Annotated in this window: 19 protein-coding genes; 10 read left to right on the top strand and 9 right to left on the bottom strand. The window is 60.3% G+C overall.

Going from position 1 to position 23349, the window contains the following annotated elements:
• Positions 1 to 70: 70 nt before the first annotated feature.
• Both M2497_RS12205 and M2497_RS12200 read right to left on the bottom strand, forming a co-directional pair.
• Positions 71 to 1048 carry a sugar-binding transcriptional regulator gene (locus tag M2497_RS12205; protein ID WP_071491483.1) on the bottom strand — a complete coding sequence of 326 codons (978 nt, stop codon included), beginning with the start codon at positions 1046 to 1048 and terminating at the stop codon, positions 71 to 73.
• 88 nt (positions 1049 to 1136) lie between these two features.
• Entirely contained in the window at positions 1137 to 2309 is a 1173-nt protein-coding gene (locus tag M2497_RS12200; protein WP_058427030.1) for a XylR family transcriptional regulator, read from the bottom strand.
• Positions 2310 to 2448: 139 nt separating this feature from the next.
• Between M2497_RS12200 and xylA the strand changes: the two genes are divergently transcribed.
• The 4 genes from xylA to M2497_RS12180 all read left to right on the top strand — a co-directional run bounded on the left by xylA (position 2449) and on the right by M2497_RS12180 (position 7732).
• Positions 2449 to 3765, top strand: a complete 1317-nt coding sequence (gene xylA / locus M2497_RS12195; RefSeq protein WP_248487724.1) for a xylose isomerase — start codon at positions 2449 to 2451, stop codon at positions 3763 to 3765.
• Between the two features lie 284 nt (positions 3766 to 4049).
• Entirely contained in the window at positions 4050 to 5042 is a 993-nt protein-coding gene (gene xylF, locus M2497_RS12190; protein ID WP_248487723.1) for a D-xylose ABC transporter substrate-binding protein, read from the top strand.
• Positions 5043 to 5047: 5 nt separating this feature from the next.
• Positions 5048 to 6595: a D-xylose ABC transporter ATP-binding protein gene (xylG, locus tag M2497_RS12185; RefSeq protein ID WP_248487722.1), complete on the top strand. Its 1548-nt coding sequence runs from the start codon at positions 5048 to 5050 to the stop codon at positions 6593 to 6595.
• Positions 6596 to 7732, top strand: a complete 1137-nt coding sequence (locus tag M2497_RS12180) for a sugar ABC transporter permease (RefSeq protein WP_248487721.1) — start codon at positions 6596 to 6598, stop codon at positions 7730 to 7732.
• A gap of 95 nt (positions 7733 to 7827) precedes the next feature.
• Here the strand turns inward: M2497_RS12180 and M2497_RS12175 are convergent, their stop codons facing one another.
• The 5 genes from M2497_RS12175 to M2497_RS12155 all read right to left on the bottom strand — a co-directional run bounded on the left by M2497_RS12175 (position 7828) and on the right by M2497_RS12155 (position 14067).
• Positions 7828 to 8421 carry a LysE family transporter gene (locus M2497_RS12175; protein WP_071491489.1) on the bottom strand — a complete coding sequence of 198 codons (594 nt, stop codon included), beginning with the start codon at positions 8419 to 8421 and terminating at the stop codon, positions 7828 to 7830.
• Between the two features lie 186 nt (positions 8422 to 8607).
• Positions 8608 to 9435: an iron-containing redox enzyme family protein gene (locus M2497_RS12170; RefSeq protein WP_058427036.1), complete on the bottom strand. Its 828-nt coding sequence runs from the start codon at positions 9433 to 9435 to the stop codon at positions 8608 to 8610.
• A gap of 448 nt (positions 9436 to 9883) precedes the next feature.
• Entirely contained in the window at positions 9884 to 11134 is a 1251-nt protein-coding gene (locus M2497_RS12165; RefSeq protein WP_248487720.1) for a glycoside hydrolase family 68 protein, read from the bottom strand.
• Between the two features lie 251 nt (positions 11135 to 11385).
• Positions 11386 to 12324, bottom strand: coding sequence for a polysaccharide lyase (locus M2497_RS12160; RefSeq protein WP_248487719.1), 939 nt, complete (start codon positions 12322 to 12324; stop codon positions 11386 to 11388).
• A gap of 243 nt (positions 12325 to 12567) precedes the next feature.
• The gene (locus M2497_RS12155; protein WP_248487718.1) at positions 12568 to 14067 is read right to left on the bottom strand and encodes a CoA-acylating methylmalonate-semialdehyde dehydrogenase; all 1500 of its coding nucleotides are present in this window, start codon (positions 14065 to 14067) and stop codon (positions 12568 to 12570) included.
• Between the two features lie 109 nt (positions 14068 to 14176).
• On the opposite strand from M2497_RS12155, the gene M2497_RS12150 reads away from it, so the two are divergent.
• The 5 genes from M2497_RS12150 to M2497_RS12130 all read left to right on the top strand — a co-directional run bounded on the left by M2497_RS12150 (position 14177) and on the right by M2497_RS12130 (position 18300).
• Positions 14177 to 15118, top strand: coding sequence for a LysR family transcriptional regulator (locus M2497_RS12150; RefSeq protein WP_248487717.1), 942 nt, complete (start codon positions 14177 to 14179; stop codon positions 15116 to 15118).
• Between the two features lie 184 nt (positions 15119 to 15302).
• Positions 15303 to 15515 (top strand): hypothetical protein, encoded by a 213-nt coding sequence (locus tag M2497_RS12145; RefSeq protein ID WP_248487716.1) that lies wholly within the window; start codon positions 15303 to 15305, stop codon positions 15513 to 15515.
• Between the two features lie 84 nt (positions 15516 to 15599).
• On the top strand, positions 15600 to 16544 hold the full coding sequence (locus M2497_RS12140) for an ornithine cyclodeaminase family protein (RefSeq protein WP_248487715.1): 945 nt from the start codon (positions 15600 to 15602) through the stop codon (positions 16542 to 16544).
• Complete coding sequence (locus M2497_RS12135) at positions 16541 to 17674, top strand: FAD-binding oxidoreductase (RefSeq protein WP_248487714.1); 1134 nt, start codon at positions 16541 to 16543, stop codon at positions 17672 to 17674. The genes M2497_RS12140 and M2497_RS12135 overlap by 4 nt, the downstream gene beginning before the upstream one ends.
• Positions 17674 to 18300: a PAS domain-containing protein gene (locus M2497_RS12130; protein ID WP_179029027.1), complete on the top strand. Its 627-nt coding sequence runs from the start codon at positions 17674 to 17676 to the stop codon at positions 18298 to 18300. Before M2497_RS12135 ends, M2497_RS12130 begins: the two co-directional genes overlap by 1 nt.
• 129 nt (positions 18301 to 18429) lie before the next feature.
• Here M2497_RS12130 and M2497_RS12125 read toward each other — a convergent pair whose 3' ends face one another.
• Entirely contained in the window at positions 18430 to 19206 is a 777-nt protein-coding gene (locus M2497_RS12125) for an ABC transporter substrate-binding protein (RefSeq protein ID WP_248487713.1), read from the bottom strand.
• Positions 19207 to 19469: 263 nt separating this feature from the next.
• On the opposite strand from M2497_RS12125, the gene M2497_RS12120 reads away from it, so the two are divergent.
• Positions 19470 to 21152 (top strand): AMP-binding protein, encoded by a 1683-nt coding sequence (locus tag M2497_RS12120; RefSeq protein ID WP_248487712.1) that lies wholly within the window; start codon positions 19470 to 19472, stop codon positions 21150 to 21152.
• Between the two features lie 57 nt (positions 21153 to 21209).
• On the opposite strand, the gene M2497_RS12115 is transcribed toward M2497_RS12120, so the two are convergent.
• Positions 21210 to 23171 (bottom strand): methyl-accepting chemotaxis protein, encoded by a 1962-nt coding sequence (locus M2497_RS12115; protein WP_248487711.1) that lies wholly within the window; start codon positions 23169 to 23171, stop codon positions 21210 to 21212.
• Positions 23172 to 23349 lie beyond the last annotated feature (178 nt).

Raw genomic sequence — 23349 nt, 5'->3', positions numbered from 1 at the left:
ACAGAAAGCCCGCTCGCCACAACAAGCCTGTTCACCACAACAAGCGGGCTCACCACATACAAGATGTCACCTAGCGGCGCGTTGCATCATCCAGGGCAAGGATCGTGTAGGCATTCGACACGGTCGTCGCCAGGGTGTTGATCACCCCGGAGCGCAACGCACCGAGGGTGGCCGCCGCCTTGGTATTTTCGCTGGCAATCGCTACCACGTCGGGAATGCGCACCAGCTCCTGTACCGACAGCCCGATCACGCGGCCCTGCATGGCGTTGACCGCCGGCTGGCCGTGGATGTCGATGAAGTCGTAGCCCATCATGTCACCGACCGTACCGGACACCCGGGCCTGGGCGATTTCCTGGGGCGAGAACCAGCCCATGCGCACCATGTTGCTGTTCTCGCTCATGTCGCCGATGCCGATCAAGGCGATATCGGCGCGGCGCGCACGGTCGAGGGTGGAGCGCACGGTGTCGTTGTTGATCAGCACGCTGCGCAGTTCCGGGTTGGCCACCAGGGCCGGGGCGTACAGGGTTTCGCTCTCGGCGCCGAAACGCAGGGCCAGGCGCCGGCAGATATGGTCGGGGTTCATGTATTCGCCGGCCTTGAGCGAGCCGCCGATGGCGCAAACGAAGGTGCAGTTGCGCGTCACCGGCAGGAACACGTTCTCGGCCACGGCGCCCACGTTGCGGCCCATGCCGACGGCGACGATCATGCCGTCGCTGAGGGTCTTGTTCAGGTAGTTGGCCACCAGGCTGGCCACGGCCGAGCGCTGGGTGTCGGGGTCGCCGTGGTCGACCGCGATCAAGGCGCGGTCCAACTGGAAACGCTCGACCAGCGCCTGCTCCAACTCCGTGTTCAGGGCCGGATGCTGCAACACCCGCACCTCCACCACCCCTTCATCACGGGCGCGCTTGAGCAAGCGGCTGACCTTGACCCGCGACAGGTCGAAGCGCTTGGCAATGGCTTCCTGGGTGATGTTGTCGAGGTAATAAAGCATGGCCACTTCGGTCATCAGGTCGATGTCGCTGGCGGCACGCTGGGCACTGTCGGTCATGGGAGCTTCCATTTACGCCACAAAAAACCATTCTCCCTAGTCTGTACGGTGCAAGTCCAGCGGCGAATGGGCGATGCCTGCAAAGTTTCTAATGGCTGTGCTGGTATTCCCGTGGCGTGCAGCCAAACTCGCGACGGAACACGGTGTGCAGGTACTGCGCCGACTTGAAGCCGCACTGCTGGGCGATATCGGCGATCGCCAGGTGGTTGCCCTGCAAGCCCTTGGCGGCGCTGGCGAGTTTGAAACGCAGGATCTCATCGTGCACGCTGCATCCGCGCGCCTTGCGAAAGTGCGACTCCAGCGATGAACGCGACACCCCGACATAAGCCGCCACCTGGGCGGTCTTGATGCCCTGGCAGGCGTACTGACGGATAAACAGCAACGCCTGCATCACATAAGGGTTGCCCAAGGGTTGGTGCAGGCTCGACGCCTGCACGTTGATCGCATCCGGCGGCACCAGCACCTGCGTACCCGTACAAGGCTTGCCATGCAGCATCTGGTGCAACAGCGCGGCGGCGGTGCGGCCCATGGTTTCGGTGCCCTGGATCACCGAGCTCAACGGCACGCGTGTGAGGGTGCGGGTCAGTGGGTCATTGTCGATACCGATCAGCGCCACCTCTTCCGGCACCGCGATGCCGGCGGTGAGACAGGCTTGCAGCAGTTGCCGGGCGCGGGCGTCGGTGACCGCGATAATCCCGATGGGCTTGGGCAGGCTTTGCAGCCAGGCGATCTGCTGCTCCACCGCGCTGTCCCACAGCGGCGCGCTGGTGCCCAGGCCGCGATAGATCTGCACTGGCAAGCCATCGCGTTGCAGCAGCCGCTTGAAGGCCTTTTCGCGCTCCTGGGCCCAGCGATTGGCCTGGGCTTCGGGCAGGCTGAAACAGGCAAACCGCGTCACTCCAGCCTCGATCAGATGCTCGTAGGCCAGTTTCATCAAGGCCGCGTTGTCGGTGGCCACATAGGGGATGCCCTTGGGGTAGGCGCGTGCATCTTCATAGGATCCGCCCACCGCCACCACCGGCACCTTGCTGCCGGCCAGCGCCTCGCCGATCAGTGGGTCATCGAAGTCGGCAATGATGCCGTCGCCCTGCCAGCGCTCGATACCTTTGAGGCGGCACAGGAAGTCCTCCTCGAGGAACAAGTCCCAGGAAGCGCGGGTGCTGCTCAGGTAATTGCCGATGCCGGCGATGATGCCGCGGTCGTAGATTTTGCTGCCGTTGAACAGCAAGGCGATGCGGTGCACGGGCGGTAGGGTTTTCATTGTTGTTGTCCTGGGGCCGGTCGCAACAGCCTAGCCCCTGCCGCGCAAAATCGCACTGTCCGTTGGTGATTTTCATAATCAGCAGGCCAGGTGCCGTTGCTAGTATCCAGACACCGCTAAGAACAATAAGGAAAACGCCATGCCGTACTTCCCCGGTGTCGAGAAGGTTCGCTTCGAAGGCCCCAGCAGCGACTCACCCCTCGCCTTTCGCCATTACGACGCCAACAAAATCATCCTCGGCAAACCGATGCGCGAGCACCTGCGCATGGCGGCCTGCTATTGGCACACCTTCGTGTGGCCAGGGGCGGATATGTTTGGCGTGGGCACGTTCAAGCGGCCATGGCAGCGCAGTGGCGACCCGATGGAACTGGCCATCGGCAAGGCGGACGCGGCCTTCGAGTTTTTCTCCAAGCTGGGCATCGACTACTACAGCTTTCACGACACGGATGTCGCCCCCGAAGGCAGGTCGCTCAAGGAATACCGCAATCACTTTGCGCAGATGGTCGACCACCTGGAACGCCATCAGGAACAGACAGGCATCAAACTGCTGTGGGGCACCGCCAACTGCTTCAGCAACCCGCGCTTTGCCGCCGGCGCCGCGAGCAACCCGGACCCGGAGGTGTTTGCCTACGCCGCCGCCCAGGTGTTCAGTGCGATGAACGCGACGCTGCGGCTCAAGGGCGCCAACTATGTGCTGTGGGGCGGTCGTGAAGGCTATGAAACCCTGCTCAACACCGACCTCAAGCGCGAGCGCGAACAGCTCGGGCGCTTTATGCGCATGGTGGTGGAGCACAAACACAAGATCGGCTTCACCGGCGACCTGCTGATCGAGCCCAAGCCCCAGGAGCCGACCAAGCACCAATACGATTACGACAGCGCCACGGTGTTCGGCTTCCTGCATGAGTTCGGGCTGGAGCATGAGATCAAGGTGAACATCGAGGCCAACCACGCGACCCTGGCCGGGCACAGTTTTCATCATGAGATCGCCACTGCTGTGTCCCTGGGGATTTTCGGCAGCATCGACGCCAACCGTGGCGACCCGCAGAACGGCTGGGACACCGACCAGTTCCCCAACAGCGTCGAGGAAATGACCCTGGCCACCTATGAAATCCTCAAGGCCGGGGGTTTCAAGAATGGCGGCTACAATTTCGATTCCAAGGTACGCCGCCAGAGCCTTGATGAGGTGGACCTGTTCCACGGACATGTGGCGGCGATGGATGTGTTGGCGCTGGCGCTGGAGCGGGCGGCGGCCATGGTCGAGAACGACCGGTTGCAGCAGTTCAAGGACCAGCGTTACGCCGGCTGGCAGCAACCGCTGGGCCAGGCGGTGCTGGCGGGGGAATTCAGCCTGGAATCCCTGGCCGAGCATGCCTTTGCGCAGGAGTTGAACCCGCAGGCGGTGAGTGGTCGGCAGGAGATGCTGGAAGGTATTGTGAATCGCTTTATCTACCGGTGACTGTGTGACATGCGGGCTTTTTTTGTGGCGAGCGGGCTTTTTTTGTGGCGAGCTGGCTTGTTGTGGCGAGCGGGCTTGCCCCGCGTTGGGCTGCGAAGCAGCCCCAAAACCAGGCGCCTCGGTGTGCCAGGTGAAAACATGTTGCCGGGAAAGGGGCCGCTTCGCGCCCCAACGCGGGGCAAGCCCGCTCACCACAGCAAGCCCGCTCGCCACAACAGAACCGCTCACAACAAAAAACCCGTTTCGCCACTGTCTTTCCAACAACAATAAAAGGACGCACAACCATGAAACGCACCCTCATCGCCACTGCCCTGGCCTTGCTCGCCCTGCCGGTCCTGGCCGACTCAGCCCACCCGAAGATCGGTTTTTCCATCGATGACCTGCGCCTGGAACGCTGGTCCCGCGACCGCGATTACTTCATCGCCGCCGCAGAAAAACTCGACGCCAAGGTCTTCGTGCAATCGGCCGATGCCAACGAGCAAAAACAGATCTCGCAGATCGAAAACCTGATTTCCCGTGGCGTCGATGTGATCGTCATCGTGCCGTTCAACGCCACCGTGCTCACCAACGCCGTCGCCGAAGCCAAGAAAGCCGGGATCAAGGTGGTGTCCTATGACCGCCTGATCCTAAATGCGGACATCGACGCCTACATCTCCTTCGATAACGAAAAAGTCGGCGAAATGCAGGCCAGCGGCGTGCTGCAAGCGGCGCCCAAGGGCAACTACTTCCTGCTCGGCGGCGCGCCCACCGACAACAACGCCAAGGTGCTGCGCGAAGGCCAGATGAAGGTGCTGCAACCGGCCATCGACAAGGGCGATATCAAGGTGGTTGGCCAGCAATGGGTGAAGGAATGGAACCCCACCGAGGCCCTGAGCATCGTGGAGAATGCCCTGACCCGCAATAACAACAAGATCGACGCCATCGTCGCCTCCAACGACGCCACCGCCGGCGGCGCGATCCAGGCCCTGGCCGCGCAGAAACTGGCGGGTAAGGTGCCGATCTCCGGCCAGGACGCCGACCTCGCGGCCATCAAGCGCGTGATCGACGGCACCCAGACCATGACCGTGTACAAGCCGCTCAAGCTGATCGCCACCGAAGCCGCCAAACTCTCGGTGCAACTGGCACGTAACGAGAAACCCACCTACAGCTCGCAGTACGACAATGGCAGCAAACAGGTCGACACCATCCTGCTCACCCCGACCCCGCTGACCAAGGCCAATATCGACCTGTTGGAGAAAGACGGGTTCTACACCAAAGAGCAGATGGCCGGGCAGTAAGCGCCATGGCCGACTACCTACTGCAAATGAACGGCATCGTCAAACGCTTTGGCGGTGTCAACGCGCTGGACGGCATCGATATCAAGGTGCGGCCGGGGGAATGCGTCGGCCTGTGCGGCGAGAACGGCGCCGGTAAATCCACCTTGATGAAGGTGCTGTCGGCGGTGTATCCCCACGGCACCTGGGACGGCGAAATTCTCTGGGACGGGCAGCCGCTCAAGGCCCAGTCGATCAGCGAAACCGAAGCGGCCGGTATCGTGATCATCCACCAGGAACTGACCCTGGTGCCCGACCTGTCGGTGGCCGAAAACATCTTCATGGGTCATGAACTGACCCTGCCGGGCGGGCGCATGAACTACCCGGCGATGTTCCACCGCGCCGAAGCCTTGATGCGCGAGCTCAAGGTGCCGGACATGAACGTGGCGCTGCCGGTGTCGCAGTACGGCGGCGGTTACCAGCAGCTGGTGGAAATCGCCAAGGCCCTGAACAAACAGGCGCGGCTGCTGATTCTCGACGAGCCCTCCTCGGCCCTGACCCGCTCGGAAATCGAGGTGCTGCTGGATATCATCCGCGGTCTCAAGGCCAAGGGCGTGGCCTGCGTGTACATCTCGCACAAGCTCGACGAAGTGGCGGCGGTATGCGACACCGTTGCGGTAATCCGCGACGGCAAGCACATCGCGACCACCGCCATGGCCGACATGGACATTGCGCAGATCATCACCCAAATGGTCGGCCGCGAGATGAGCAACCTCTACCCCACCGAGCCCCATGCGGTAGGCGAGGTGATTTTCGAAGCGCGCAACGTCACCTGCTACGACGTCGACAACCCCAGGCGCAAGCGCGTGGACGATGTGTCCTTTGTGCTCAAGCGCGGGGAAATCCTCGGCATTGCCGGGTTGGTCGGCGCCGGGCGCACGGAACTGGTGTCGGCGCTGTTCGGCGCCTACCCCGGCCGCTACAGCGCCGAGGTGTGGCTGGACGGCCAGGTGATCGACACGCGCACCCCGCTCAAATCGATCCGCGCCGGGCTGTGCATGGTGCCCGAGGACCGCAAGCGCCAGGGCATCATTCCCGACTTCGGCGTGGGCCAGAACATCACCCTGGCGGTGCTCGACACCTACGCCCACCTGACGCGCATCGACGCCGAAGCCGAACTGGGCAGCATCGACCAGCAGATCGCGCGCCTGCACCTCAAGACCGCCAGCCCGTTCCTGCCGATCACCAGCCTGTCCGGTGGCAACCAGCAAAAGGCCGTACTGGCGAAAATGCTCATGGCCAAGCCCCGCGTGCTGATCCTCGATGAGCCCACACGCGGGGTGGACGTGGGCGCCAAGTATGAGATCTATAAACTGATGGGCGCGCTGGCGGCCGAGGGGGTGTCGATCATCATGGTCTCCTCGGAACTGGCCGAAGTGCTCGGCGTGTCCAACCGCGTGCTGGTGATCGGCGACGGCCAGTTGCGCGGCGACTTCATCAACGAGGGACTCACCCAGGAACAGGTGCTCGCCGCGGCGCTCAGCCAACACAATAATAATGATCGGAAGACCGCGTAGATGAATCAGCTCAAACAGCTGTTTACCCGCTACAAAATGCTTGCCCTGGTGATCGTCGTCGCGGTGATCTGGCTGTTTTTCAGCTGGCAGACCGAGGGTGGCTTCCTCACGCCGCGCAACCTGTCCAACCTGCTGCGGCAGATGTCGATCACCGGGATCCTGGCGTGCGGCATGGTGCTGGTGATCATCAGTGGCGAGATCGATTTGTCGGTGGGCTCGTTGCTCGGCTTGCTGGGCGGGTTGGCGGCGATCTTGGACGTGGTGTATCACGTGCCGCTGTTGGCGAACCTGAGCCTGGTTGCCCTGTGCGGCTTGATGATCGGGTTGGCCAACGGCTACATGACGGCCTACCTGCGTATCCCGTCGTTTATCGTTGGCCTGGGCGGGATGTTGGCGTTTCGCGGGATTCTCCTGGGGATCACGGGCGGTACCACCATTGCGCCGGTGTCGCCTTCCTTGGTGTATGTGGGCCAAGGGTATTTGCCCCATTCGGTCGGGATCGGCCTCGGTGTCTTACTGTTTGCCCTGACCCTGTTCCTCACCTGGAAACAACGGCGCAACCGCGCACTGCATGGCCTGGCGGCGCATTCATGGGTGCGTGATGTGTTGCGCGTGGTGGTGATCGGCGCGGTGCTGGCCGGGTTCGTCACCACCCTCAACAGCTACGACGGCATCCCCGTGCCGGTGCTGCTGTTGCTGGTACTGCTCGGTGTATTCAGCTACGTCACCAGCCAGACCGTGTTCGGCCGCCGCGTGTATGCGGTGGGCAGCAATATGGAAGCCACGCGCCTGTCGGGCATCAACGTGCAGGCGGTGAAGCTGTGGATCTTCGGCATCATGGGCGTGATGTGTGCGCTCGCTGGGTTGGTCAACACTGCGCGCCTGGCTGCCGGCTCGCCGTCGGCGGGGAGCATGGGCGAGTTGGATGCCATCGCCGCGTGCTTTATTGGCGGCACATCGATGCGCGGCGGCTCGGGCACGGTGTATGGCGCGTTGCTCGGGGCGCTGGTGATTACCAGCCTGGATAACGGCATGTCGATGCTGGATGTGGACAGTTACTGGCAGATGATCGTGAAGGGCAGCATTCTGGTGTTGGCGGTTTGGGTGGATGTGAGTACCCGCACAGGTCGGCGCTAGGAACGCAGGATTAATGTGGGAGGTGGCTCGCCCCGATGGCGGTGGATGAGTCAGCTTACCTCTAGCTGACTCATCCACCGCCATCGGGGGCAAGCCTATAGCGATAGAGCACAAGCCATCTGCCAGCCCGCAAATCCAATCAGACACACCCCGCTCGCTCGATTGAGCACACCAAAACCTGAACGTTCAGCAAACAGCTTCTTCATCCCCCCACCCCCTGCTGCATACAACATTTGCCCGAGAAACGAGCCCACTAGAACACCCAGCAAATTCCAGTAGATTCCCTGCCCCTGAAGCTGGGCGCCGCTGGCGATGGCATAGGAAGAAATCGCCGCAATGGTGAACGGGCTAGTCAACGTCAGTAAAAAGACCGGTACAAATCCTGCGGTGCACGTTATCTGCATCGTGCCAGCAGCGTTCTTGAATGTGGTAACACCAAGATAAAGGAGGTAGGCAATCGCTCCCCACGTCAATAGCTGATGATTGGCGACCCAAAATGCTTCGACCACCTTCAAGCCTGTAAAGGCGACAGCTGCAAATACCGCGTCGGCAACTGCCGCCCCCAGGGCTGCGGGCAATGCACTGCGAAAGCCAAAGACGATGGACTGCCTTAGAATGATCAAGGCTATCGGTCCAACGCTTATTGAAAGCAGTGTCGAAAATAGCATTGCACTCAGAAAGTCGTGCATTTACCTCACAATCTCTCTGAACATTTTTTTCTTTGCCCGACAGTGCGGACACTGAAAATTGTCGTCTAGCTCGCCCCACCTTGTTCCTGCCTCAACGTCGACTAGAAGCTCACCCAATGCCTCGGAATAAACGTAGTGACAGATCTGACACTCATAAGACTTATACATGTAGACAATCTCCAGAATTCAAAGACTCTGCGGGTCGGCAAGGCGACGATTAAGTGCCGAAAACATATGTTCAAAACCGTCCATGAATGCCATCGCACCGCGCATGGCTTGTGGAGCGATACCTGGGTTTTTCTCCAAGTATGAAATTACGATCTCCCGCCCGGTCGCTACGTGCATGGGTTCGACTTCGCAGTGGATAGCGAAGAACGCCAAGACCGGGTCTTCCTCATCCACCAAGCCATACTCACGGGCGTATTTTTTAAACCCTTCAAGAAAGTACTGAAACTCTCTGGACGAGGTCATTTCCGAAGCCAAATGAAAACCCAACGCTTCGCCCAAAAACTCGGAGCGGTACATCCTATGCGTGTTATTCCCCATCGCAGTACCCTCTGGGAGTACGTTAGACGGATTAAACAGATCAGCATCGGAAAGCCCCAGATGAGTCGTCAGTTGTTTAAACATCTGATGATGGGTAGGCAGCATATGTTTACTATGCTGGTGCAGACCATACTCATCAACCGAAGCATAAAGAATATGCGCAGCCTTGGCTGTGCCATTCCACATATCCTCCTTGATCCATTCATCCGTAACACGTGCAGCCAACGCAACGATTCCCGCAGGCACGTCTTTAAAAAAAGCCCAAAGGGTGCCAAAAAACAAGGCCATACCCTGATGCGTCAGAGGACGAGCAGAGATAATCTCGCCGAATTTTTCAAGTTCCCTAAGCGCGGCATGCCGGACAATTGCATTAGCCACCTCGTTGTAACCGGCCTCGCACACTCTATAAATCTCATTCTTAGAGAGCCTTTCATTTGATCTGTTTTTTACTGAATTTTGAGCATCCATCATTTTCATCCTTGTTTTTATAAAAAAATGATTTCACACCTTTTAAAGCAAGCGATTAAATTATTTATCCGCACATAAATTTGTCAAGCCAAAACACCTCATGATTTTTTATCACACATCTTAAACGCTCACTGTAGAGCGTTCCTGCACGATAAAAAAAAACCGCCAGCAAACCAGCAACTAAGTCCTACCGATAATACTGTAGGCTGCGTTTGTAAGACGAATACCATCCGAAGGAAATTCCCATCACCAATTAAACCATCCATTAGTTTATTTATTCATCAATTAAACATGCTCGCACTGACACACCCTGCTCTACACCGCCAGCTTGCTCGACAGTGCTTCGGCCACCGAACTGGATTGCGGTTAAAAAAGTGGGAGGAGGCAAGCCCCCTCCCACTTTTGCATCGGTTTACACCAGATGATCAGGCTGACGATTGCACGGCAGTCACTGGCTCAACACTACATCGCGCATCGCCGGGATGTAGCCATAGTCATAAGCCTCCTGCACAAACGAACGATCGCCCTTCAACACAATCCTGACCGTCGGCGCTTCGGTGCCGCCGATACGGTAGTCATCGCCAGTGGTGGGCACACTGTCGATAAACGATGTCACGAGGCCGTTGGGCATTACACAGTGGGAGTATGTCTGGAAGGGCTGCGAAGGCGGATTGCCGAGCACCAGGCCGGAGGCGTTCATCGGTGTGTAAGGGCCGAACAGCCGGTCGCTGACGAAACCATACACGCCATCCGGGCCCGTCACGCCGTCCGCGTAGGTGAACTTGTGACTGATGGTGAACAGGTAGTACTTGTTGTCCTGGAACACATAGTGCGGCCGTTCGGTCTGGTCGTTCACACCAACGGCGGTCACCAGCGGTGGCAAAATCTCCCATTCGTCACCGTTGAGGTCTTTGGCCACCGCAATGCCGATGCAGCCGACCTGATAACGCGCACCGCCGACATCTTCATGCCCGGGCGGCACCAGGCCTATTTCATTCGGGCCTACTTCGTGTGTCCCGCGCTCGCCGGCAACGTTGCCTTCGAACACCATGAACAACCTGCCATCTTTTGGATCGATAAAGGGGCTAGGATCGCGAAAGTTCCAAGTCGAATTTTGCGCTTCGGTTTGGTAATAGATACCGTCGGCATCAAACAACGATTTGACCTGATCAAAGCCCCGCAGGGTCACGCCGGTATCCGAGGTGACCACCTGGCCCCTGACTTTGGCAATGGTGGCGCCCGGTGTGACGCAGGTGTAATACAGGTCGATATCACCGTTGTTATTCAGCAGGATCGGTGTGCCCGCCCATTCACGCGTGGTCGGCGAAACCCCTTCGGCCATGACACGACCGCCGAAGATCCAGTCCTTACCGGCGCGCGAGTACCAGTAGCAGATACGCGCATGACCATGGCGGTCTTCCCAGTCGCGCTTGATGTCGTAACGGCCATCGGCGTTGATGAATTGTGGATCATGGGGGCGACGATCAGCCGTCAGGGTGAAGATCACTGACCAGCCATTGACCGATACCACCGTGCCATCCAGTTCACGCAAGGGCATGGTGTCCCAGATAAAGACCGTGTCACTCATGACAGGAAAGTCAGGACTCACTAACGGCTGTGTCGTCGTCGGGTCATTCTCATTAACTTTCAGCGCATCGGCCCGTGTCCAGCGAGTGGGTGTGTGATTCGCATGTTTCATGATGATGTCCTTTTACTGACGCTTAAGTGACAAGCGAAGATTAAATAGCACATGACAGCCAGCAACTTAATGGTGACTGAAAGAGCAAGGGATAGTTGGCTCTGCAAGTGCGAAACAAGGTTTAACATGGAAGTCTGCCTGTCGCAACATGAAGAATTATTTAGATTAGAAAGGCCATCACTGTATTTATATCCTTGATATAAATACAGTGGCACCCGCATTAAGTGATCACTAAGTAGAAAGCTAGCTAATCAACTACCAAAGACCAGTGCAACCGACTGGGCGCCGGCATTCTTCTGGGTAAAATCCTTGGCTTGTGCGGCGGTCTTCAAGGTATAGCCATAGTTGGATGAGGCCGTCCACTGCGCCTTGGGCGACTTCTGATTAGTGATCGGCGGCACACTGTTGATATCGGTGAAGGTCCCGTTGCCCTTGTCATCCAACATTCCTTTATTTTGGCTGCCTTCGCCAAAGTAATTACTTTCAGAAAGGATATTGGCATTTTGTGCCAGGGTAAAACCGAGGTGAAAGTTATTGGTGTAGTTGTTGTACACATGAAAATAACCGTAACGCATCAAGCCAGGCGCACGCACTTCCATATTGTCGAAGCGGTTATGGCACAGCGTCAGGTGCGGGTAACCATTGAACGCGGCATTGTTATCATCCGCCGGGTGACCGAAGATCAGACCATACTTATGACTGCCAAAGAAGCAGTTGCTGATGGTGGCATAATCGGCCTTTTCCCCGATATACAGTAGTTTATCTTCGCTACCGTCCGTGGTGGACCAGCTGTGCCCGACGAAAGAGCAATGGTCGATCCAATACTTGCTGCCGTAGTTCAAGTAGACCTGGATATCGTCATTGGCCTTGATACTTGCCGAATGCTTGAAGATAAGATTCTGCAGAATGATGTTCTGCGACTGCACCGTTGCACGCAGGTGAATATTCTCCAGGGTACGGTTCTGGAACGAGCCAATCAGTGTCTTGTTGGCGCCCATGTTGACTTTGGTCAGGCTCGACGCCGAGATATTACTGTTGATCACCAGTACCCGTGGGGTGGTGTCGCCGATATTGGCCTTGAGTTGATCGAGCGTGGTGATACTGACCACAGGGCCGGACCAGCCACCTGTCACTTTTGCCGCCTGGGCGAAACCGATCAGACCGGTGAGTTTGCTTTCTGGGTAGGACATGAGTTCCCTCTCTATCAATAAAAATGGCTCGGTAAAACGAGCCTGTGCATCAAGTTAATCCGTTAACTTGCACACAGTGTCTGGCAGGACTGAGGTTGCCGGTGTTGGTCGATCAGCGCTTAAACACTGTGTTTATATACAGTATTGTGCATTCGCACGACCGTCAACCCTCAAGTGGAAAACAATCGAAAGTGGGAGGGGGCAAGCCCCTCCCACATTTGCCCTGCTGTGTTCTTTTGACCGTTATTTGGACACCGGCATCGCAAACTCCGCGCCCTGCTCGATGCTTTCCGACCAGCGCTGCATGATCGACTTTTGCTTGGTATAGAAGCGCACGCCCTCGGTGCCATAGGCATGCATGTCGCCGAACAGGCTTTTCTTCCAGCCGCCAAAGCCGTGCCAGGCCATCGGCACCGGGATCGGCACGTTGATGCCGACCATGCCCACTTCAATGCGCCGTGCGAATTCGCGGGCGATGTTGCCGTCGCGGGTAAAGCAGCTGACGCCGTTGCCGAACTCGTGATCGTTGACCAGCTTGATCGCCTCGGCAAAGTCATTCACACGCACACACGCCAGTACCGGGCCGAAGATTTCTTCGCGGTAGATGCTCATCTCTTGGGTCACGTGGTCGAACAGGGTCGCGCCGAGCCAGAAGCCATTTTCCAGGCCTGCCTCGGTGGGTACATAGTCGCGCCCGTCGAGCAGCAGTTGCGCGCCGGCCTGCACGCCTTGTTCGATGTAGCCGCTGATGCGTTCCAGGGCGGCGCGGGACACAATCGGGCCCATCTCGGCCTTGAGGTCGCGACCGTCGGTGATGCGCAGGTGCTTGGCGCGTTCGGTCAGCGCCGCGATGACTTTGTCACCCACATCGCCCACCAACACCGCCACCGAGATGGCCATGCAGCGCTCGCCGGCACTGCCGTAGGCGGCGCCCATCAAGGCGTCGACGGTTTTTTCGATGTCCGCGTCGGGCATCACCACCATGTGGTTTTTTGCGCCGCCCAGGCCTTGCACGCGCTTGCCGTTGCGCGCACCGGTCTCGTAGATGTATTGCGCAATCGGCGTGGAGCCGACAAAGCTCACAGCCTTGACGTCCGGGTGTTCGATCAGCGCGTCCACCGATTCCTTGTCGCCCTGCACCACGTTGAACACGCCTTTGGGCAGGCCGGCTTCACGCAGCAGTTCGGCCATGAACAGCGAGGCGCTCGGGTCGGTGGGGCTTGGCTTGAGAATGAAGGTGTTGCCCGCCGCGATGGCGATCGGGTACATCCACATCGGCACCATCACCGGGAAGTTGAACGGCGTCACGCCCGCCACCACGCCCAGCGGTTGGCGCATTGTCCAGTTGTCCATGCCACGGGACACCTGGTCGGAATGCTCGCCCTTGAGCAGGTTGGGGATGCCGCAGGCGAACTCCAAAATATCGATGCCACGGTCGACTTCGCCCTGGGCGTCGGTAAAGACCTTGCCGTGTTCGGCGACGATGATGCGCGCCAGGTCGTCCTTGCGTTCGCGCAGCAGGTGCAGGTATTCGAACAGCACGCGAGCACGGCGGATCGGCGGCGTGTCGGCCCAACCGGCGAACGCGGCCTGGGCAGCGGCGACGGCTTCGGACACGGTCTGGCGACTGGCCAGGGCGACGCGCCCGGTCTTTTCGCCGGTGGCCGGGTTGTAGACGTCCTGATAGCGATCGTCGCGGGACACGCGCTGGTCGTTGATGTAGTGCTCGATGGTCGTGGTCATGGCAGTAGATCCCAGGTGGATAGCGTTGGGGACCACGATAGGCTTTCGGTTTGTTCCAAACCAGAGCAGAATCCAGAACTGATTGTCCAATATAGCGAACAATGCACCCATGGAAAAATCCGAGATCGAAGGGCTTTGGACCCATATCCACTGGCTGTCGGTGCTAGAGGAACAAGGCACCTACACCGCCGCCGCCGCACGCCTGGGCGTGAGCAAGTCGGCGGTGAGCCAGCGTATTTCCGACCTGGAAAAAGCCACCGGCACGCGACTGGTCACCCGTACCACGCGCAGCGTCAGGCTGACCGATGCGGGGCTGTCGTTGACCCGTGAAGTACGCAGCGCCTATGCGCAGATCGCCCGCAGCTTTTCCTCGGTACGCGACTCGGTCGGCGAGATTCGCGGGCTGGTGCGGCTGACGGCGCCAGTGGCGTTCGCCCGTCAGCAATTGGTGCCGCACCTGTCGGAATTCCTGCAACAGTACCCGCAGGTGCGCATTCAACTGGACGTGTCCGACGCCCTGAGTTCACTGGCCGCCGAAGGCTACGACCTGGCCGTGCGCCACGGCTTCCAGGTGCCGGAAACCCATGTGGCCTGGAAGCTGTGCGACACCGGCTCGGTACTGGTCGCCACCCGGGAATACCTGCAACGCCACGGCGAGCCGCGCGAACCCAATGACCTGTGCGCCCATAACTGCCTGTTCTACCCCCGTGGTGCCGACCAACCCGCCTGGACCTTCGAGCGCGCCAGCAAGAACCTCGAGCGCGTGACCGTGCCCATCGCCGGCAGCTTCGCCACCAACAACAGCGAAGCCCTGCGCGATGCGGCCCTCAATCACCTGGGCATCGCCCTGCTCCCCGACTTCAGCGCCCACGCCGCATTGGCCGGCGGCAAGCTGGTGCAGGTGCTCAAGGGCTGGACACTCAAGGGTGCGTTTGCCGATGAGATCTATTTGATCCGGCCATATTCGCCCCATGTGCCGAAGGCGGTGAGTGCGTTGGTCGGTTATCTGAAGGAGAAGTTGTCGGCCGGGTTTAGGTTCACAGCGCCTTAATGGCCCGACCAAAATAGCAATAAGTGGATCTTTCTGAGGAACCAATCGCGCCGTAGGATTGCCCTGCGGCCACCACCCTACAGGCCGTTGCAGCTCTATCTCAAGGGCTCTCCTGCGCAGAGTGTTGGTCATCATGAATTGGAACATCGTCCCCTCCACAGCTTTTCAAACCACAGCAGCCGTGATGTCCGCGATTGCCCTGCTCGGTTGCCAACCGCCCACGCGGGCTGACTTCATCAAGTACCCGTCGCTGCAACAGCGCTGGTCGATGATCTGTGATCCGCGCAGCAACCTGGCCGAGGCAAATGTGGAGGGCTGCCAGCACTTCCATGAGTGGCAAGCCGTCAGCCGGGAACCGGTGCTGGACAATCTGATGAATCAGAACCTGGGCAAGTGAACCGCCAGCTTTTTTTCAGGGGGATATTGCCCGCAAGAACTAAAAGTCCATAATAGACAAATTAGTTTAGTTGCGGAGACTCCCATGTCCAGCTCACCCCACGTGCTCCACCAGGCCCAGGCCCGCGAATTGCTCGCTCAAGTCGATGTGCCGCAGATCCTGCGCAAGCTGTTCCAGGACCTGGCGGCCGGGCAAGCCGTGCAGCCGGCGCAGCAGCTGGTGGAGTTTCCACGCGCCGCCGGTGACTTTATCAACTACCTGGGCGTGCTGGCCGAGGATGGGGTGTACGGGGTCAAGACCTCGCCCTATATCGTGCGTGAGCAAGGGCCGCTGGTGACCGCTTGGACCTTGTTGATGTCGATGCAGACCGGCCAACCCCTGCTGCTGTGCGATGCGGCGGAACTGACCACGGCCCGCACTGCGGCAACCACAGCGCTGGCGGTGGAGGCATTGGCGCCATTATCCGCAAGGCGCCTGGCGATCATTGGCAGTGGCAAGGTGGCGCAGGCGCATGTGCACTACGTCAAACAACTGCGTGACTGGCAGCACATCAGCCTGTTTTCGCCGAGCCTGGCCAACGCCAGCGCCGAGGCTATCACCCAACTCAAGAGCCTGGACCCACGGGTGGTCATCGCCGACAGCTGCGATGCGGCCTTGGCCGACGCCGATGTGATCCTGCTGTGTACCTCGTCGGCCGGACCGGTGCTCGACCCCGCCCGCTTGAGCAAACCGGCGCTGATCACCTCGATCAGCACCAATGCGCCGCGTGCCCACGAAGTGCCGCCGCACAGCCTCAACGCGATGCAGGTATTCTGCGACTATCGCCAGACCACCCCTAGCGCGGCAGGTGACATGCTGATCGCCACCGAACAACACGGGTGGGACCCGCGTGCCATCGTGGGGGACTTGCCCGAACTGCTCAGCGAATGGGTGCAACCTCCGACCTACGACCGTCATGTATTCTTCCGCTCCATCGGCCTGGGCCTGGAAGACATCGCCCTGGCCAATGCCCTCTGGAGACAGCTATGAACCACGCAGATTTCATCATCATTGGCGGCGGTATCGCCGGCGCCTCCACCGGTTTCTGGTTGTCGCAGCACCGCAAGGTGCTCGTGCTGGAGCGCGAAAGCCACCCGGCCTATCACTCCACCGGGCGTTCGGCGGCACTGTTCAGCGCCGCCTATGGCACCCCGCAGGTGCGGGCGCTGACCCTGGCCAGCCGGGCGTTTTTCGACAACCCGCCGCCGGGTTTCTGCGAACACCCGTTGCTCACGCCACGGGGCGAAATGACCGTGGACTTCATCGGTGATGCAGCCGAGCTGAACACCCAATACCAGAGTGCCAAGGCCACCGTGGCCCAGGTCGAGCTGCTCAGCGCCGACCAGGCCTGCGCGAAGTTGCCGATCCTGCGCCGCGAAAAAGTTCACGGTGCGCTGTATGACCCCACCGCCAGTGACATCGACACCGACGCCCTGCACCAGGGCTACCTGCGCGGTATCCGTCGCAACGGTGGCGAGGTGCGTACCGACAGCCACGTGCTCGGCTTGAGCCGCGACGGCGACGGCATCTGGCTGGTACAAACCCAGGACGCCTCCTACACCGCGCCGATCATCATCAACGCCGCCGGCGCCTGGGCCGATCACATCGGCGGGCTCGCCGGGGCCGCGTCCATCGGCTTGCAGCCCAAGCGGCGCTCGGCGTTCATCTTCGCCGGCCCCGACGGCGTCGACAGTCATCACTGGCCGATGCTGGTGGCGCTGGACGAATCCTTCTACATGAAACCCGACGCCGGCATGTTCCTTGGCTCACCGGCCAACGCCGACCCGGTCGCCCCCCAGGACATTCAGCCTGAAGAACTGGACATCGCCATGGGCATCTACCAGATCGAAGAAGCCACGACCCTGACCATCCGCCGCCCGACCCGCACCTGGGCCGGTCTGCGCAGCTTTGTGCACGACGGTGATTTGCTCGCGGGTTTTGATTCCGTGGTACCAGGCCTGTTCTGGGTAGCGGCACAGGGCGGTTATGGCATCCAGACCTCACCGGCCATGGGCCAGGCCAGTGCCGCACTGGTGCGCGGCGCAGCGCTGCCGGAGGCGCTGACACGCTTCGGCCTCGACGCTGGTATGCTCTCCCCTGCCCGCCTGGAGCCCCATTGATGAACACCGCTGAACAAGACACCGTCATGCAGAACTTCCGCGCAATGGCCGACGCCATCGCCACGCTGTTCTTCCCCCACGCCGAAGCGGTGCTGCATGACCTGCGCTCGCAAAAGGTCGATTACATCGCCAACAACCTGTCCAAGCGCAGCATCGGCGATGACTCGGCGCTGGAGGACATGCTCGACGCCGACGTCAGCGAGGTGAATATCGGCCCGTACGAAAAGCTCAACTGGGACGGTCAGAAAATCCGCAGCCTGAGCACCGTGCTGCACGACCACCAAGGCCGACGCCTGGCGGTGCTGTGCATCAACCTGAATATTTCACTGTTTGAAAACGCCAAGGCGGCGCTGGACTTGTTCCTGTCGCCGAGCAAGCTGATCCCGCAGCCGGACGCGTTGTTTCGTGATGACTGGCAGGAACGCATCAACACGTTTTTGCATGCGTGGTTGCGCGAGCGGCAGTTGAGCCTGAATTTGCTGACGCGCGACCACAAGCGTGAGCTGGTGCTGGCGTTGCATGCCGAAGGCGCGTTCAAGGGCAAGAGCGCGTCGAACTATGTGGCCAATGTGCTGGGCATGGGGCGGGCGACGGTCTACAAGCATTTGAAAGAATTAAAAACCTGATCGAACACTGTAAATCAAATGTGGGAGGGGGCTTGCCCCCGATGGCGCTGCATCAGCCAATACATCTGGCAATGAAAGACCGCTATCGGGGGCAAGCCCCCTCCCACATTGATCGAGTTTGCCTGGGCGTCAGTCGCCGTAGATGTCGGCCTTGAAGTACTGCTGCGAAATCTTCTGGTACTCGCCACTGGCGCGAATGCCGTCGATGGCCGCGTTCAACTGGCTGACCAACTCGCTATTGCCCTTGCGCACGGCAATCCCGGCGCCCTCGCCCACGTATTTCGGGTCCTTGAGTTCCGGGCCGACAAACGCGTAGCCCTGGCCACGGGGCATCTGCAGGAAGTCATTCAAGGGGATGGTGTCGGCGAAGATCGCATCCAGCCGCCCGGCGGCCAGGTCCATGTAGATCTCTTCGTTATTGTTGTAGCGCTTGACGTTGATGCCCTTGGGCTCGAACACCTCGGTGGCGTAGCGATCCGTGGTGGTTGCGCGCTGCACGCCGACGGTCTTGCCCTTGAGGCTGGCGTACTGGTCGTCCACCACGGCGCCTTCCTTCATCACCAGCCGCGATGAGGTGAAGTAATACTTGTGGGTGAAATCCACCGACTTCTTGCGGTCTTCGTTGATGGTCATAGACGACAGCGCCATATCGATTTTCTTCACCTTGAGGGAAGGAATCAGGCCGTCGAACTCACCTTCGACCCACACGCACTTGACCTTCATCTGCGCACACAACGCATTGCCGATGTCGTAGTCGAAGCCGACGATCTTGCCTTCCTCGGTCTTGGACGCGAACGGTGGGTAAGCCGCCTCGATGCCGATGCGCAGGGTTTTCTCGGCGGCGGCCAAGGGGCCGGATGCAAGCAGGCTCAAGGCCAGGACGGTGACGAGGGAGCGTTTCTTCATGATCGGGTTCTCGCAAGTTGTTGTTGGTTTGGCAAGAGTGGGAAAGAGATGAATCGCATGTTTTTGTACTTATAATTCCATCTTGGACTTTTATGTCTTAACCGTCAATCTCACTGCTGCCTGGCGCAACACCCATGACTTTTTTGCACAACGCACCGGTGTTTTTGAGCGTTCTGCTCTGATTTATGCGTGCCTATACTCGGTCCAGCCTCTCGGTCCAGCCGGGGGGTCAGTCCCCACAACAATAATTAAGGACAGCCACCATGACCCAGCCCTTCCTGGCCGCTCGGGATTTTCTGCTCGCTCACCGCACCGACTACGCCACCGCTGTCCGGGATTTCCGTTGGCCGCAACTGGACGAATTCAACTGGGCCCTGGACTATTTCGACACAATGGCCGAGGGCAACGCGGCAGATGCACTGTGGATCGTCGAAGAAGACGGCAGTGAGCAGCGCTACAGCTTCCAGCAACTGGCCACGCGCTCCAATCAGGTGGCCAACCACTTGCGCGCCCTCGGTGTGCGTCGCGGTGACCGGGTGCTGTTGATGCTCGGCAACGATGTGGCGCTGTGGGACACCATGCTCGCCGCGTTCAAGCTCGGCGCCGTGGTCATCCCCGCCACCGCCCTGCTGAACCCCGACGACCTGCGCGACCGCATCGAACGCGGGCAGGTGCGTCACCTGGTGGTCGGCGAAGCCCACGTGCATAAATTCGCCGGGCTGGCGGACGGTTGCAGTCGCGTCTGCGTGGGCTCGGCGCCGCAAGGTTGGGTGGCCCACAGCGCCGCCTTCGAACACCCCGAGCACTTCGAGGCCGAAGGTCGCACCCTGGCCACCGACCCGATGCTGCTCTACTTCACCTCCGGCACCACATCCAAGCCAAAGATGGTGCTGCACAGCCACCAGAGCTACCCGGTGGGCCACCTGTCGACCATGTACTGGATCGGCCTGCAGCCGGGCGACCTGCACCTGAATATCTCGTCACCCGGCTGGGCCAAGCATGCCTGGAGCTGCCTGTTCGCCCCGTGGAATGCCGGCGCGTGCATCTTTATCCATAACGTCGCACGGTTCAGCGCGCCGGCCTTGCTCAGTGCGTTGGAACGCTACGGCGTGACCAGCCTGTGCGCGCCGCCCACCGTGTGGCGCATGCTGATCCAGGAGGATCTCGCCAGCTACAAATCACGCCTGAGCCTGCGCGAACTGGTCGGCGCGGGCGAGCCGCTGAACCCGGAAATCATCGAGCAGATCCAGCACGCCTGGGGCTTGCCGCTGCGTGATGGTTTCGGCCAATCGGAAACCACCGCGCTGGTGGGCAACACGCCAGGCCAGCTGCTCAAGCCCGGCTCCATGGGCCGCCCGCTGCCGGGCTACCAGGTGGCCTTGCTCGACCCGGACGGCATTCCGGGCAGCGAAGGCGAAGTCGGCCTGCCCCTGGATGTGCGCCCCCTCGGCCTGATGCTGTGCTACGAGGACAGCCCGGAGAAAACCGCCGAGGTCATGCGCGACGGCTACTACCGCACCGGCGACACCGCGCAGGTCGACGCCGACGGCTACATCACTTTCGTCGGTCGCGCCGACGATGTGTTCAAGGCGTCCGACTACCGCATCAGCCCGTTCGAGTTGGAAAGCGCCTTGATCGAACACCCGGCGGTCATGGAAGTGGCCGTGGTGCCGAGCCCCGACCCGTTGCGCCTGGCGGTGCCCAAGGCGTTCCTGATCCTGGCCCATGATGCGCCGGGCGACGCCGAGCTGGCCCGGCACATCCTGGCCTTTGCCCGCGAGCACCTGGCGCCTTACAAACGGGTGCGGCGTATCGAGTTCGTCAGCGAACTGCCCAAGACCATCTCCGGCAAGATCCGCCGCGTGGAACTGCGGCAGATGGAGGTGGTGCGGCGCCAGGGCGACACGCGAGGTGAGCGGGAACACTTCGAGGAAGATTTCGCTTAACCAACGCCCTGTGACGCAGGTGGCTGCATTCGGCAGGGCGTGCTGTGCGCCAATCGATCAGGCCACCTTGAACCGATTGACCAGACGTTGCTGCTGCTCGGCCAGGCGCGCCAGCTCCTGGCTGGTAACGGCCGTCTGTTCGGCCCCGGCACTGACCTGGATCACCAGGTCATTGATCTCGTTGACGTTACGGTTGATGTCCTCCGAGACCGCACTCTGCTCTTCGGCGGCCGAGGCGATCTGCATGTTGCGATCACTGATACCCGACACCCCTTCAGCGATCTCTTGCAGCAACTCACCCGCACGTTCCACCTTGCTCGCACCGTCCTGCGCCTTGCCCAGGGTTTCCTGCATGGACGTGGCCGCACGGTCGGAGCCGGTCTGCAGGTTGCTGATCATCTGCTGAATGCTGCCCGTGGACTCCTGGGTCTTCTGCGCAAGCACACGGACTTCGGACGCCACCACGGCGAACCCACGGCCATGGTCCCCGGCCCGCGCCGCTTCGATCGCCGCATTCAAGGCCAGCAGATTGGTTTGCTCGGCAATGCCGCGAATAACGTCAAGCACGGTGGAAATGCCGTCGCTTTCCTGTTTCAGATCACCAATGATCAGCGCGGTTTCCTCGGCCTGCCCCGAGAGCTGACGGATCAGCGCGATGGTGCTTTCTATTTCGGCACGCCCTTGTGCGGTGCTGGTATTGACCCGCTGCGACATCTGCGCCGCATCGTTGGTGCTGTGCGCCACTTCGCGCACGGTGGCGCTCATCTGGTTGATCGCCGTCGCTACCAGCTCGGTGCTCTGGCGCTGCTGCTCGACGCTCTGGCTGGTCTGGATCGTGACCGTGGAGGACTCCTCCGCCGCCGTCGCCACTTGGGCGGTGGCGTTGCCGATTTCCTGCACGACGCCACTGATCTCTTGCGCCATGCGGTTGAGGTTGTGTGAGATCTGGCCGAATTCGTCCCGGCTCTGGTACGTCGCCCGTGCCGTGAGATCGCGCTGCGCCAGGTCGTTCAGTACCCGGTTCAGGTCGCGCACCGCCGAACCGATCATGCGGATGATCAGCCAGGACAACACCACGACCGCCAACAGGGCCACAACCACCGCGCCAATGGTCAACCACAGGGCACGACTGGCGGCATCGCGCTCATGCTTCGCCAGGTCGCTGACACTTTGGCCCAGGGCTTCTTCCACTTGGCTCATCAGGTCGATGCGGCGGGTGGAGGTTTCAAACCACGCCTCTGGCCTGATGCCCAGCGCCTGCCCCATCGGCACTTCAAACGCCAGGCGTTGCAACCTGCCAACTTCCACGGCGGCGGGGTTTTGCATGTGCTCATCGAATTGTTGAAGCGTGACTACCGGTGCCTTGCGGCGGAACGCATCGTAGTAGGCATTGAACTCACCCAGGTTGCGGCTGAAGCGCGACAGCAGCGTCGCATCAAAGTGGTCCTGGTTGAATACCAGCCCCAACACCACACGCTCGCGTCCGGCGCGTTCTTTCATTTCGATGAATTGGTTCAAGGCGCCGAGGGCATAGACCAGGGTCGCGTTGTTGACGCTGGCTTCCAGGGAATGGGTATACCCGACCAGGGCTTGGATGATCTCGGTGTAACGCGCGCCGGACTCGGTGCTATTGAGGCTCAGTTTGTCGATTTGCCCACGGGTTGCCGGCAGTTGGTCCAAGGCACGCAGCACGCCATCCAGGCTCGCACCACCCGATGCCGTCAAACCGCGTACCACCTCGACCGCCGCGCTGGAGTCCTGGCGCATCTGCAACATCCTGTCGCCCATCGACTGGCCGCCACTGCCCAGGAAAACCCCGCTGGCGCCGCGCTCACGTTGTAGCGTGGTAATGAGTCGGCTCAGCTTCTGCGCGGTGGCGCTGGCCGTCACGGTCGCGTCCATGTCGCGCAGCGTCTTGTAGTTGTCCACCACGAACACGCCGGCCAACGTCAGGAACCCGAGCATGGGCAGTAGCAGGATCAACAACAGTTTCAGACGCAGTGGTGCATTCTTGAGCATTTGCCTAAAGCCTCATTTCCATGGGTCGCAGTAACGCACCGCGCCAGAATAGTGGCGCCATGATATCACCGCTACAACCCGCTCTACGCCCGCCCTGCCCATTCATGCCCGCCGATCCGACCTTGCATTGACCTGGATCAATCGCCGCCTCGATAACACCAGACTGGCCCATTTCTCT

The organism is Pseudomonas sp. CYM-20-01 (assembly GCF_023169845.1).
In the GTDB taxonomy this organism is placed as follows: domain Bacteria; phylum Pseudomonadota; class Gammaproteobacteria; order Pseudomonadales; family Pseudomonadaceae; genus Aquipseudomonas; species Aquipseudomonas azotoformans.
The sequence above is the reverse complement of the archived record's forward strand: the minus strand, read 5'-3'. Positions and strand labels throughout refer to the sequence as shown.